Below are 13,428 nucleotides of genomic sequence, written 5' to 3' on the forward strand. Positions count from 1 at the left end.
GCTTGCCGCCGTCAGCGCCAACCCAGGGCAGGGGCGACGTGTTTGAGTATCGCCTCGATGACATGCGCGTTGTAGTCCACGCCGAGCTGATTGGGCACGGTGAGAAGCAGCGTATCGGCCTCGGCGATCGCCTCATCCTGCCTCAATTGCTCGATAAGCACATCCGGTTCGGCGGCGTAGGTGCGGCCAAACACGGCGCGCGTACCCGCCTCGATGAAACCGAAATGATCTTCACCCTCGCTGCGGCCGAAATAGGCGCGGTCGCGCTCGTCCACCAGCGCGAAGATGCTGCGGCTGACCGACACTCGGGGCTCGCTTGCGTGACCCGCTTCCTTCCACGCCTCGCGAAACGCCCGGATCTGCTCGGCCTGCTGGACGTGAAGGGGCTGCCCGCCCTCATCGAATTTGAGCGTGGAGCTCTGCAGGTTCATTCCCAGTTTTGCTGCCCACTGCGCCGTGGCGTTGGTGGCGGCACCCCACCAGATGCGGTCGCGCAGCCCCTCGGAGTGGGGCTCAAGGCGCAATAGTCCTGGCGGGTTGGGGAACATCGGTCGCGGATTGGGTTCGGCAAAACCCTTGCCCCGAAGAATTTCAAGAAACACCTCGGCGTGGCGCCGGGCCATGTCGGCGTCGCTCTGTCCTTCCGGCGGAGCGAAACCGAAATACCGCCAGCCGTCGATGACCTGCTCCGGCGAGCCGCGGCTGATGCCTAGTTGCAGGCGCCCGCCGGCGATCAGATCCGCCGCACCGGCATCCTCGGCCATGTAGAGCGGGTTCTCGTAACGCATGTCGATGACCGCCGTGCCGATCTCGATACGGCTGGTCTTTGCGCCCACCGCGGCCAGCAGCGGAAACGGTGAGGCAAGCTGCCGGGCAAAGTGGTGCACGCGGAAATACGCGCCGTCTGCGCCCAGTTCTTCAGCCGCGACGGCCAGGTCGATCGACTGCAGGAGCGCGTCGGATGCAGACCGCGTTTGCGAGTGAGGCGAAGGGGACCAATGCCCGAAGGATAGAAAGCCGATCTTTTTCATGCAGCAGATGTAGCACGTAGAGATCGCGCTTCAAGCAAGGAGCTAGGGCCAGAGTCCTGAACAGTCCGTGTCTGGTAGCCGTGTTCGTTCCGGTCAAAAGCCTACTTGCTCGGTGCGGGAGCTTCACGCTGGGGTTGCACCTTGCTGCCATTGGCCAGGTCGACCGACGGATCGAGGATCACCTGGTCGCCCGCCTGGACGCCGGAGTCCACCTCCACCTTGGTGCCCAGATCGCGTGTCTCCCTGATCTTGCGGAACTCGGCCTTGCCGTCGTTGACGACCGCGACTTGCAGGCCGTCGCGGTTGAAGATGATGGCGTCGGCAGGGACGACGACCGACTGCGACTTGCGCGGCACCTTGAGCTCCACCGTGCAGTAGACGCCGGGTGGCAGCGCGCCGTCCGGATTGGCAAGATCGATCTCGGTGAGCAGCGTGCGTGTGCCGGTCTGCAAAGCATCGGCCACGCGGGTTACTTTGCCCGTGAACTCACGGTCCGGAAGTTCGGGCACGCGCACAGTCGCGTCGATGCCGGGCTCCACGCCGAACGCCGAATCCTGCGGCACATAGACAGACACGCGGATGACGTCGTTCTGCATGATCTCGAACATGAAGGTGCCCGACGCTGTGTTGCCCTGAACCAGGCTGCCCACATCGACATTGCGCTGGGTGATGACCCCGTCGAACGGCGCGACCACCGAGGCGTAGCTGCGGTCCTGCCGGAGCACCCTGAGCAGGTTCTCCTGGGCAGAGACGTTGGCTTGAGCCACCCCGACAGCTGCCTGCTGCGCCTTCAGGTTCTGGACGTCGATCGTCCCCTGCTGCTGGGTCGCCCAGCCCTGGTCGACCAGCTTTGTGTCGCGATTCCAAGTGACCTGGGCAAGCTTCAAGTTGGCCTGAGCCTGGTCGAGCGCCGCCTGGAGCTGCTTGAGTGTCGCCTCGTTCTGCGAAATCTGATCGTCGAGTTCGGGAACGGCGAGAGATGCCAGCAGCTCTCCAGCCTTGACTTGGTCTCCGATGTCCGCGTTTCGCTTGTCGATATAGCCGGTGGCGCGAGCGTAGATGCTTGCGGTTGAGTAGGCGGCGGTCGTTCCCGGCAAGGTGACCGACACGATGCCGGAATTGGGCTCGACCGTGGCGACACGCACGCTAGGCACAAGATCATGCTGCTCCTTTGCAGTATCGGCTACCTGTTGTTGCTGCGAATAGAAGCGCTTAGCGCCCAGTGCGAGGCCGCCGGCCAGCAGCAGTAATGCCAGAAGCGCGAACAGGCGCCCGCCATAGCGGCGGCGCACCTCCGGCGGAGGCGTTGGTCGGCTGTCCGTTTTCCGGTCGACGGTCTCCTGCAGATCGCGGACCGGCTGACCTTCCTGGTCAATCCGCACTTCGTTCATCCGGAAGCTCCTCAAAGACGCCATAGGCCGGGACGCCGTCATTACCCTTGCGCAGCAGGGCAAAGAGATAAGGCACGATCAGAAGCGTGGTGGGCGTCGCGAACAGCAGGCCCCCGATCACCGCGCGCGCCAGCGCCGCATTCTGTTCCTCGCCGGGAGCGCCGATGGCCATCGGCGTCATGCCGATGATCATCGCGCCCGCGGTCATCAGCACCGGGCGGATACGGGTGTAGCCCGCATCTATGGCGGCCCGGAACGCGCTCCGTCCGGCCAGCTGCTGCTCGCGCGCGAAGGTGACGAGAAGAATGGAATTGGCCGAGGCCACGCCGACTGCCATGATCGCCCCCATGAGCGAGGGGACGCTGAGCGTCGTGCCCGTGATGAACAGCATCGTGAGGATGCCGCACAAGGTCGCCGGCAGTGCCAGGATGACCACGAACGGGTCGCCGAAGTTCTGGTAGTTGACGACCATGAGCAGGTAGACGAACACGGCCGCGAAAATCAGCCCGATGCCCAGGTTCCGGAAGGAATCGTGCATGCTCTGGATCTGCCCGAGAACCTGGATCGTGTTGCCGGGCTTGAGCTGGGGCTGCAGCTCCGCAACGATCTTGTTGATATCGTTGGAGATGCTGCCGATATCCCGCCCCTGGGCGCCGGCATAGATATCGTAGACCGGCTGGATATTCGTCTGGTTCAAATTCGTCGGCACGCTCTCGCGCTGCAGTGTGGCCACATTGCTCAGGAGGCCGGGCACCGGCGTGCCGGCTCCGGCTGCCGCGGCCGTGGACACGGGGGTGTTGCCGAGTTCTCCGAGCGTGCTCGCCAGATACTGTGGCGTTTGAACCGCGATGTAATAGGGAATGCCAGACGCCTGATCGGTCCAGAAATTGGGCGAAACCTGTTCCGATGAGCTGAGGCTGATGTTCAGGTCGTTGGCGATCGCCTGCGCATTGAGGCCGAGTTGCAGCGCCCGAGAGCGATCGATCTTGGCCATGAAGCCAGGTGAATCGACCTCCTGCTGCAGATGGACGTCGGCAAGGCCGGGAATGTCTGCCATGCGGCGACGCAGCTCCTGTGCCACCTTGAGGTTGTTGGCACGGTCGCGGCCGATAACGCGAACGTCGATCTGGGATGGCAGCCCGAAATTGAGGATCTGGGTCGTCATGTCGGCTGCCTGGAAATAGAAGATATCCGACGGAAAGGCACTCGCCAGCGCCGCGCGCAGCTTGCGCACATAATCGGTAGTAGGCGCGTGCCCCTCCTTGAGCGAGATCAGGATCACGCCATCGTTGACGTTGATGGTCGAGCCGTCGGTGAAGGCAAGATTGTACGCCCTCTGCGGCACGCCGATATCGTCGACGATAAGGTCCAGGTCGCGTGCGGGGATGACTTCGCGGACCTTGTTCTCGACTTGCTGGAAGATGCGCTCGGTGGCTTCGATGCGGGTCGCTGCCGGGGCGCGGACGTGAAGCTTGATCTGTCCGCCGTCGATGACGGGGAAGAAGTCGCGGCCGACCATCATGAACATCACGCCGCCCAGCGTGAGCATCAAGGCCGCGACGACCGGAACGATCACCCGCTGCTTCAGCAGCATCGTGAGCACGCGCCGATAGCCCTGACGAAACCGGTCGAAGCCGCGCTCGAACCCCTGGTGGAACCGGCCGAACCAGCTCCTCGAACCACCTGTCCCTTCGTGATGCTCGCCTTTCAACAGCATCCCGATGGCGATCGGCGTCAAGGTCCGCGACAGCACATAGGAAGCCATCATGGCGAACACGACCGCGAGCCCGAGCGGGGTGAACAGGAACTTGGCCGGGCCTTCGAGGAACACCACCGAGGTGAACACGCAACTGATCGCGAGCGTCGAGACCAGTGTCGGAACCGCAATGCCGGCCGAGCCATTCAGTGTTGCGGCAGCAAGGCTCATACCTTCGCTGCGCAGCCGGAACGTGTTCTCGATGGTCACCGTGGAATCGTCGACCAGTATGCCGACCGCAAGCGCCATTCCGCCCAGTGTCATGGTGTTGAGCGTATGGCCGAGGAAGTACAGCACGACGATCGAGGTGAGGATCGAAAGCGGGATCGAAATCAGCACGATCAGCGTCGACCGCAATGAGCCGAGGAACAGCAGGATCATCAATCCGGTGAGCACGGCGGCGATCGCTCCCTCACGGACCACCCCTTGGATCGAGGAGGTGACGAGCTTGGACTGGTCGAACAGCTCCTTGATGCTCAGTCCGGGCGGTGCGGCAGCGCGCGCGATCTGCAGGGCATTGCGGACGCCGTTGACGACGGCGACGGTCGAGGCATTGCCGTTCTTGATCACGCTCAGCAGGACCGAACGGCGGCCGTTGTCGCGCACGATGTTCTGCTGCACCGCCCAGCCGTCGTGCACCTGCCCGACATCCTTGAGGAATACGGTCTGGCCGTTCGTGTACTTGATCGGGATGGCATTGAGATCGGCGATGGTCGTAGGCATCGCATCGGTGCGCACCGTGTATTGCGTGTTGCCGATCTTGGCGAGCCCGGACGGCAAGGTCAGGTTCTGCGCATTGACCGCATTGACCACATCCGCCGGGGTGAGACCGCGTGCCTGGAGCTTCACGGGGTCGATGTCGACCATGATCTGCCGGTACTTGCCGCCGTCGGGCGTTGGAAACGTCACGCCCTGCACCGGCGCAAGCTGCTGGCGCAGATTGTAGATGCCATAGTCATAGAGCTGCTGCTCGTTGAGGCGGTCGGAGCTCAGGCTGAGCTGCAGAACCGGAACGCTCGAGGCGTTGTACTGGACCACGATCGGTGGCTGGATGCCCACCGGCATGAGCGCGCGTATGGCATTCGTCCCAGCAACGATCTGGGAGATGGCGAGGTCGAGGTTCACATCCGGCTGGAAATAGATCTTCTGGACCGAGATGCCGTTGAGAGTCTGCGCCTCCATGTTCTTGATGCCGTTGACGTTCGAGCTGATCGCGTACTGGCTGTAGGTGGTGACGCGCTGCTCCATCTCGGGCGTACTCAGGCCCGTGTACTGCCAGATCACCGACACCACCGGAATGTTGATCTGGGGGAAGATGTCCATCGGCATGACCATGATGGCCGACACGCCGAGGAAGATGATCAGGAGGGCGAGGACGTAGAATGTGTACGGGAAACGCAGTGCAAACCGAACGATGCCCATCTTGATCTCCGTTTCCTTGCAGGAAACCGATCAGTTAAAGAGCAAGCCCATCCGTTGCCGGCATGGGCGTGCTCAAGAGGCTCTCTTTGCGAGACCTGACGTTTCAGAGATGCCGCGGGCGCAACTTCGGATGCTCGAATGCGTCTCCGCGTCCCGGGTCGGGCGTTTCTGCGTCACGAAACGACCAATAAGACTTAAGGCTGAAAGTCCAGAGTTCAATAATGGAGGCAGAAATGGCCTCACCCATCGGCACCACGTCGAAATCGGCGATCTACGGGTGCTATTCGAACAGGTCTTCCGGCCTGATCTCGTCGAGGATATCAGGGCTGTCGTTCTTTGAGCTGCCGACCTTCCTGTCGATCTTCCACATCTTCATCAGGTGGGCGGGGTAGGGCGTCAGCAGATCGCCGGGATCGGGCTCGCCACCGAGCCAACGCTCATAGTCCTCGCGCCGGAGGATGACGGGCACGCGGTTGTGGATCTTGGCCATCATCGCGTTGGGCTCGCAGGTGATGATGCAGAAGCTCGTCACGTCCTCTCTGGTCACCGGATCGCGCCACTCCTGCCAGATCGCGGCAAGGCAGAACGGCGCGTCGTCGGCCATGGCAATTGCGTATGGCTGCTTGTTCTTGCCGGTCCCGAGAATGTCATGCCACTCGAAATAACCGGTGATCGGCATCAAGGCCCGGCGCGCGTGGTAGGCATGCTTGAAGATGCCATTGGTCGCCACCGTCTCGCCGCGGGCGTTGATGTGCTTGAACCCTTCGTTGCGGGCCGTTGCGAAGTGGGGAATGAAACCCCATCTGGCCATCTTGAATACCGGGCCGAAGACAGGCTGGGTCGCATCACGGATGACATCGCGGATGATGATGGGATAGTCCAGTCCAGGGGCGCCATTGTAGCGAGGGAACTGGTTGGCGGCCCTGTCGACCTCCTCGTTTTGCTGGGCGAAGGCGAAAGCTCTCAGCATCTCGTCGAGGTTGGTCTTGATGTTCACACGGCCGCACATGCTGTCACCTTTGGTCAACGTGATGGCCCAGCGGGACTTCATGCGGCACCCACCAGCCGAAATAGACCTCCACATCAGTAATCTGGCCATCCCGACACATGAAGACCTCCGTATTTCTGAACCGCTTCCCGGATAGGGATCGGCCAACATATGTCACGGCGGCCTTATCCTCATCGGCGAACAGATGTTCGATCTCGAAACCTTCGATGAGCTTGCTGTTGGGCCAGCAGATGGTGAAGTAGGTCTCGCGGTCGATCCGGTTGTCCAGAGGGCTCGAAAAATGGAAATCGGCCGAGATCAGCCGCTCTGCCGCATCCCGGTCCTTTGCCGCATAGGCGGCTAGAAGGGCCTTGACCAACTCCGCTGCACTTGTACCGCCCATCGGCATACTCCAAGGACCTGCAAATCCATCGTAGCAGCGCCTGCCTTACTAGGCCACTACCCCCAATCCCGCCCTTAGCTCGAACTGTGCGGACCCTAAGACTGCGCCGTTGGTTGCGCATCACACCCTTCCTTAACCATTGGCTCCTTATGGTTAAGTAATTGGGTAGATTTAGCTTTTGCTAACTTTACTGCTTAACCAGAAATTCCGGCCGCGCTCGCGGTTTCCGGGCGGGGGTTGGACGTGACCATTTTTGCAAATAAGGCGGTCTTCGCGGCCGTCATAGCCTGTTGTGCGGCTCCGGCGTTCGCGGCCGATATTGTCGAGCCAGTGCCGGTTGTCGAGCCGGCGCCGGTCTACCAGGCGCAGGAGTTCGGCGGCTGGTATATCCGCGGCGATCTCGACTATCACAAGCCTGATTTCCGCGGGGCCGACTATATCACCTATGGGACGCCCCCCGGCACCAAGAGCTTCGATTCCGGCGATCTGAGAGGCGCGTTCTCGTTGGGTGGCGGCGTCGGCTATCAGATGACGAGCTATCTGCGCACCGATCTTACGGTCGACTATTGGTTCAAGTCCAAATTTACCGGTCATACATCCTGCGACAACTGCGCTTCCACCGACACAAGCAAGATGTCGGCTCTGCTGTTGCTGGCCAACGCCTATGTCGACCTCGGCACGTGGAACGGCTTCACGCCCTATGTCGGCGCGGGCATCGGCGGCGCCCGAGTGAAATGGGACGACCTGCATAACGTTATCGACAGCGACGACACGATCCACAAAGGCACCAGCAACTGGCGTTTCGCTTACGCGCTCATGGCCGGCGCCTCCTACTGTCTGACCAACAACCTGGCGTTCGATGCCGGCTATCGGTTCAGCCATATCAATGGCGGGCGCATGTTCCAGTTCAACGGAGCCGGGCCCGGCTTCGACAAGGGTTTTAACACGCATGAGGTTCGCGGCGGCCTGCGCTATAGCTTCGGCGGCGGCGCCAATGGCTGCTATCAGCCGCCAGTTGTGGCCTACGAGCCTCCCGAGCCGCTCTACACAAAGTAACCTACGCTTCCGGGCGGGTCTATTTGCATCGCCGGTCCGAGCGCGCCTTCACGGCGCTTCGCCGGCGATGTTCGATGGTTGCGAAGACCGGGTCCCTGTGCTTGCCGGCGCGGCGTCTGCGGAAGACAGCCACCGCGCGACGTGATCGGTCAGCTGAACACGTGCATGAAGGGGCGTCAGCGTATGGTCGGCGGCAGGAATGAGCGCCATTGTCACGCCACTCATGCGTCTCAATCGTTCGCCGTCCGGTCCAAAATGCCGGGCAATTTCCTCGTGGCTCAGATCGCCCTCGCAACTGACGACCAGCACCTCTGTGCCGCGCTTCGTCAGATCCCTCATCCAGCGTTCGACTGACCCGCCTTTCGAGGGACGGGCCGACGATAGCCTGGACAGGCCTGACTTCGATATCTCCAGGCTGCGGCGCAGCATGCGCCGGCCAACCTTGGAGACGGACGATTTCAGAGATGGGCCGACCTTGGCCGATGCCGCCGGGTCCATTTCGGCGGCCTGATCCATATCTGGCGCCAGGGGAGCACGCGCATTGTCGCGGATCTTCGACAGCCCCATTTCGAGGGCGTATGAACTGTTCCACGAAAAGCAAAGCGGATTGACCATCGCCACATGGGCGATGCGGGGATCGCGCCGCGCGGCATGGAAGCCCTGATAGGCGCCGGCGCATATGCCGATGGCGCAGACCCGTTCGAAGCCTCGGCGCTCGAGCCAGTCGACGATCTGGATCACGTCGTCGCGGGCTCGCTTGTCATAGAGGAACTGGCGTTTCTCGCTTGGCGTCTCGCTCTGACCAAGACCCGGCAGGTCGATCCGCATCGACGCTATGCCCTGACGCGCGAGCGCTCGCGCCATGTCTACCGCGCCGCGCGCCCAGCCAATATGCGGTATCGCCCCGGCGTTCAGGATAAGGACGACCTCGTCGCTGACTTCCGTGCGGACCGGCATGCAAAGAACGCCGCAGATCTCCGGGGCCGGCTCGAGCACCAGCGGCTGTTCCACATATCCGTCGCCTTCCAGCACCAGCTGCTCACGATCGGCCGATACAGAGACCGTGGCTCCCGGTCGGTTCAGCCCGGCCGCCCATCGCACGACCGTATCGAGCGTGGCCTGCGGTATGTCGCTGGCGGTCGGCGTGCTCATCAGGCGGCTAAAACCGTCGAACGACTCTATCCGAGCGCTGCCGCCGTCGGCAGCAAACCGTTCGGCCAGGTCCGAATGCGCCGGCGTGACTTGCGGCGGCATCAACAGCAGGTCGAGTTTTTGCGAAATGGCGAGGCGATCGCGCCATTCGAACATCCGCAGGTCGGCTGCCGTCTCAGCGCTTATCCTAAAACCGGCAGCCGCCATGCCGTCGAACGGTTCGGCGTCAGGGTAGGGTGGCAGGGCCGCGTCGATCATCCGCGAAAGCCCGGTCATCTCGCGCACATAGCCCTTACCCGACGACGGCGGGGCCAGCAGGGCTAGGCCCGCGACATCGTTTCGGCCGGCAACGGCGGCGGGCGCGAGCAGTGCGCCAAGCCGGAAGCCGATCACGAGCACGTCCGCCACTCCCGTCTCGGATTTCAGCTGGTCGATGGCGCTAGCGATGCTCGCAACCCAGGCGGCGACCTGCCCGGGCTCGGTGTGATCGCCGGCCGCGTCGCCGCAGCCCGGATAGTCGAACTGGAGAACGGGCAGGCCGGCCGCGGCCATCTCGCGTGCCATCAGTGTCAGGAAACGCCGGCTGCACAGATCCTCGAAACCATGCGCGCCGGCAATCACCACGCCGCGCCGGCCCGATGCCGGGTGAAGCCAGCCGACCGTCTTGTCGAAAACAACCGGCCTCACGACGCCATGGCTCCGGCTTTCGCCACCTCGGCTCCTTCCACCGCCTCGTAGGCGACTGTCCGCTCGGCGTTGAGCGCGGAAACGATCCCCATGGGCGCTGGCGAGTCCACCGGGCCGATCAACCGCACCGTCTTTTCGCGGCCGGGGATGAGGTGGAAATAGTCTTCTTCAGCACGGTAGTCAGGGCCGGTGCCGATGCGGACATAGTATGCGGCCCGCGCGCAAGAGAGATGCAGCAGCCAGCCATGGTCGGCGGCTTCGGTTCGGGCGCGAAGGCCGACATCGCGCCGCATCGTCATGGCGCCAGGCTGCACATGGAAAGCCTCGGCAAGCAAAATGCCCTGCGCATCCTGAAGCTGCGCGATCGTTACCTCATGCGCCGCCGGGCCGAACCGATATGCATAGGAGATGTCGAAGAAGGCGCCGAACAGTTCGAAGGCCGAAACCGTGAACGCGCCATGCGCGGCAAGCTCGATGTCCCGTTTGCCGGTGACGACGGGTGTCATGCCATCGCGCAGGCAGGTCAGGCTTAGCCTGCCGGCGACAGGCTGAGGCCCGTCATTGATGAGGTGAAGATAGAGCCCGTTCACGCCTTCGTCGGTGAGCATGAGGCGCAGCGGCCGGAAAGCACGCTTCATCGCATGCCACACCGATTTGGGCCTGCCGGTCGCGTCTAGCGCGCCCCAGCCGGCGCCGACCGCCAGATCCTTCCAGAACAAGGTCAACGCTCCGGCCGTGGGCGACGCCGGCCGGCGCCAATCATCGATGGTGCGTTCCACCACCTCGGCCGTCACCGCGCGCGACAGGTCGAGATAACGCGAAACGTCCTCCGTCCGGAGGCGACGGGCGTCGACGCCAAATACGCGCTCCAGATAGTGGTCGCGCACATCCTCGAAATCCCAGGACGCCCCGATGTCTCTCGGGGTCGCCGCCTTCCAGCGCGGATCGTGCAGGGGCGCGACCGGCAGATGCACATCTAGCGTCTCCTGGTCGGGCACGTTGGCGAAGGCCAGGCACTCGCTGGCGAAGCGCACCTCGGCACGCCGCGCATCCTCCAGCGGCCGGCAATAGGCACCGACGCCGTAGTAATGCACGGGTCCTGCTTCGGCGGTGAAGGGCAGGCTGCCGCCATGTGGCGAGGAGGGGACCAGCACGAGGTCGGGACGGACTTTTCCGGCGACCGGGCGCACCACCGCGTCGAACCATGGGGTCGGATCCATCGCCGCCGGCACGCCCATCATCGCTGCCTGCTGGGCGATCTCGCTGCCGCCGCAAAGCACGACAAGCGACGGCGAATTCCGTAGGCGACGCAGCAAGGCCTCGACCTCAGCTGCCAACGCCGCGCACCAATCGGCATCGCGCGCCGGGTAGTCGAAATTGGCCAGCATCAGGTCCTGCCAGACGAGGATGCCGAGCTCGTCGCACAATGCGTGGAAAGAGTCGGCCTCGTAGACGAACGTGCCCGCGACCCGAAGCATGTTGACGCCCGCCTCGCGCGTAAGGCGCAGGTCCGATTCAAGCGCCGCCGAACCCGGCGCCACGATGTCCGAGGGCGTCCAGACCGAGCCGCGGCAGAACACCGAAACGCCGTTGACCAGCAGGCGGAAGTCGCGACCGTCTGCGCCGCGGTCGAGTTCAATGCGGCGGAAGCCCACCCGGCCGACCTTAATCTCTGTGTCCCCGATCGTCGCCGTCACGCCGTGCAGGACGGGCTCTCCGTGGCTGTGCGGCCACCATGCGGCGATATCGGCGATTTCGAGCCGAGCCGTCAACGTCAGTCCGTGCCCGCTGAGCGCGACGGTCCTGCCCGCGCAGGTGACCGAGGCGCTCTCGCCCGAGCCGAACGCCTCGGCAAGCGTGATTTCGATGTCGAGTACGCCGGTTGTGCCGTCGAGATCGGCACGCATATCGACGCCAGCAACCAGCGGCTTTTTGTCCTCGCGGACCAGCAGCGCCGGTCGCCAAGGGCCAACCACGTCGAAAGGCGGGCACCAGCCCGGCATGTGGCCGATCAGGGTCGTGCGCACGAGCCGCAGCCGCTGATCGTCGATCATCCGCGGCTTCCAGCGGGCGCGCGGGCCCTTGAGCGCGTCGAGATGGCCGTCGAGGCTGCGGAAGGCGATGGCCAGCGTTTCCCCGCCGTCGAGCGTCAGGGGGACTTCGCAAGGCACGAACATGGACGTCGAAGTGTGGACCAGCCGGCCGTCGACATAGATTTCAGCGATTGTCGCCAGGCCTTCTAAGACGAGGCGCACCGGCCCAGCGGCGTCGAGCCGGCGGCGATACCAGACGTCTTTGTCGTGCAGGGGCGTCGGCGCGCCGCGCTGCCATAGGCCGTGCGCTTCGAGCGTTGCGGCCGCGGTGCCTGGGCACACAGCATCCAGCCACACGGCGGCAGGATCGATAGCTGCCGGTCCGGACCACGCACCAGCCGGCGAAATGGCGAGCTGCCATCCCGTTTCCAGTCGTTCGCCAAACCCGGCGATCGGGATCGCTGTCGTCATCGACCGTTCCAGGTCATGCCGTCCCCATTCCTGCGTTCCCCTCAGGCAGCTTTCGCCGAAGCTGCCATGCGGGCGTCGAGCACCTTCATGATCACATCGTAGGCTTCAGCCATGGGTTCCAGCGACGCCGCGAGGCCATCGAAACGCTGGCGCGCCATTGCGCGTGCGAGCTTGAACTGCATGACCTTGGCGCCTTCGGCGATACGGCCTGCGGCCTCAACCGCTTCTTCCAGGCCCTGCTGGCCATGTTGGCCCAGCCATTCGAGATGGCTTCCGAGAAGCTCGAAATTCGCGCCGACCTGACGCAGTGTGTTGAAGGCGTAAGTGTGAAAATACTCCGGCGAGCGTGCTGCCAGCGCCTCGGCATGGCGGCCGAACGCGGCCGCATAGGCGGCGAGGGGATTGCGCTTGGGCCGCCGCGCCAGATGCTGCGAAAGCAGTGCCATTGCCGTGCCCACTTCATCGCGAGCAGGCGGCGCGGCGTCGAACTTCACGAATTCGGCGTAAGGAAACAGCGGCAGAGCGCCAGGCGCCACACCGTCCCACTGGCCGAAGATCCCGTCATAGTCCTCGCCTTCCAGCGCAAAGAGACCGTCATTGTGGAAGTAGATCATGCGCTTGGCCTGCGGGTCGAGCGCGTTGACCCCCACGGTCGTCTTCGAATGGCCGGCGCGGTAGGTAATGCCCTTCGTGTCCGGCAGGTAGAAGGCGTCGACTTCCACCAGAGGCAGCCGTCCGCGTTCGACCTGGGTCAGGAAATGCGTTTCCAGCCGGTCGAAGATCGCCAGTTCCTGAATGTCAATGCCCGCGAGCCTTTGCAGGTCGGCGGTCGGGAACTTGAAGAAGGTGAACTGGTCGCCCTCGAAATCCTGCGTCACCGTAAAGCCGAGCGCGGCCACGGGGTCGTGGCCGGTCGCGTGCAGCACCTCGATCAGCAGGTCGACATAGCAATTGGTCTGCGGCCAGCGTCGCTCCGCGTCGTGCAGCCGGTGCGGCCGATAGGTCGCCGGATCGAGGCCGGGGATCACGGCCTTCATA

At 63.6% G+C, this 13,428-nt stretch carries 9 protein-coding genes; 1 reads left to right on the forward strand and 8 read right to left on the reverse strand.

Annotated features, from left to right (window positions below; genetic code table 11):
* Positions 1-11: 11 nt before the first annotated feature.
* From C7I85_RS13995 to C7I85_RS14015, 5 genes are all read right to left on the reverse strand, one after another.
* Entirely contained in the window at positions 12-1,031 is a 1,020-nt protein-coding gene (locus tag C7I85_RS13995) for an LLM class flavin-dependent oxidoreductase (RefSeq protein ID WP_106724606.1), read from the reverse strand.
* A gap of 101 nt (positions 1,032-1,132) precedes the next feature.
* Positions 1,133-2,422 (reverse strand): efflux RND transporter periplasmic adaptor subunit, encoded by a 1,290-nt coding sequence (locus tag C7I85_RS14000; RefSeq protein WP_181257178.1) that lies wholly within the window; start codon positions 2,420-2,422, stop codon positions 1,133-1,135.
* Positions 2,403-5,600: an efflux RND transporter permease subunit gene (locus tag C7I85_RS14005; RefSeq protein WP_106724608.1), complete on the reverse strand. Its 3,198-nt coding sequence runs from the start codon at positions 5,598-5,600 to the stop codon at positions 2,403-2,405. The genes C7I85_RS14000 and C7I85_RS14005 overlap by 20 nt, the downstream gene beginning before the upstream one ends.
* A gap of 280 nt (positions 5,601-5,880) precedes the next feature.
* Positions 5,881-6,609, reverse strand: coding sequence for an SOS response-associated peptidase (locus C7I85_RS14010; RefSeq protein WP_106724609.1), 729 nt, complete (start codon positions 6,607-6,609; stop codon positions 5,881-5,883).
* A 4-nt stretch (positions 6,610-6,613) separates the two neighbouring features.
* Positions 6,614-6,997: a nuclear transport factor 2 family protein gene (locus tag C7I85_RS14015; RefSeq protein WP_210203045.1), complete on the reverse strand. Its 384-nt coding sequence runs from the start codon at positions 6,995-6,997 to the stop codon at positions 6,614-6,616.
* A 237-nt stretch (positions 6,998-7,234) separates the two neighbouring features.
* Here C7I85_RS14015 and C7I85_RS14020 point away from each other — a divergent pair, with 237 nt between their 5' ends.
* Positions 7,235-8,047 carry an outer membrane protein gene (locus C7I85_RS14020; RefSeq protein ID WP_428832858.1) on the forward strand — a complete coding sequence of 271 codons (813 nt, stop codon included), beginning with the start codon at positions 7,235-7,237 and terminating at the stop codon, positions 8,045-8,047.
* Between the two features lie 48 nt (positions 8,048-8,095).
* On the opposite strand, the gene C7I85_RS14025 is transcribed toward C7I85_RS14020, so the two are convergent.
* The 3 genes from C7I85_RS14025 to C7I85_RS14035 are packed head-to-tail and all read right to left on the reverse strand — an operon-like array spanning position 8,096 to position 13,427.
* Complete coding sequence (locus tag C7I85_RS14025) at positions 8,096-9,886, reverse strand: alpha/beta fold hydrolase (protein WP_106724611.1); 1,791 nt, start codon at positions 9,884-9,886, stop codon at positions 8,096-8,098.
* A complete protein-coding gene (locus C7I85_RS14030; protein ID WP_106724612.1) occupies positions 9,883-12,390 on the reverse strand; it encodes a glycosyl hydrolase 2 galactose-binding domain-containing protein in 2,508 nt (835 codons plus the stop codon). Before C7I85_RS14030 ends, C7I85_RS14025 begins: the two co-directional genes overlap by 4 nt.
* A 41-nt stretch (positions 12,391-12,431) precedes the next feature.
* The gene (locus C7I85_RS14035) at positions 12,432-13,427 is read right to left on the reverse strand and encodes a DUF1839 family protein (protein ID WP_106724613.1); all 996 of its coding nucleotides are present in this window, start codon (positions 13,425-13,427) and stop codon (positions 12,432-12,434) included.
* Position 13,428: the final 1 nt, after the last annotated feature.

Source organism: Pseudaminobacter soli (ex Li et al. 2025) (assembly GCF_003012705.1).
GTDB classification, from domain to species: domain Bacteria; phylum Pseudomonadota; class Alphaproteobacteria; order Rhizobiales; family Rhizobiaceae; genus Pseudaminobacter; species Pseudaminobacter soli.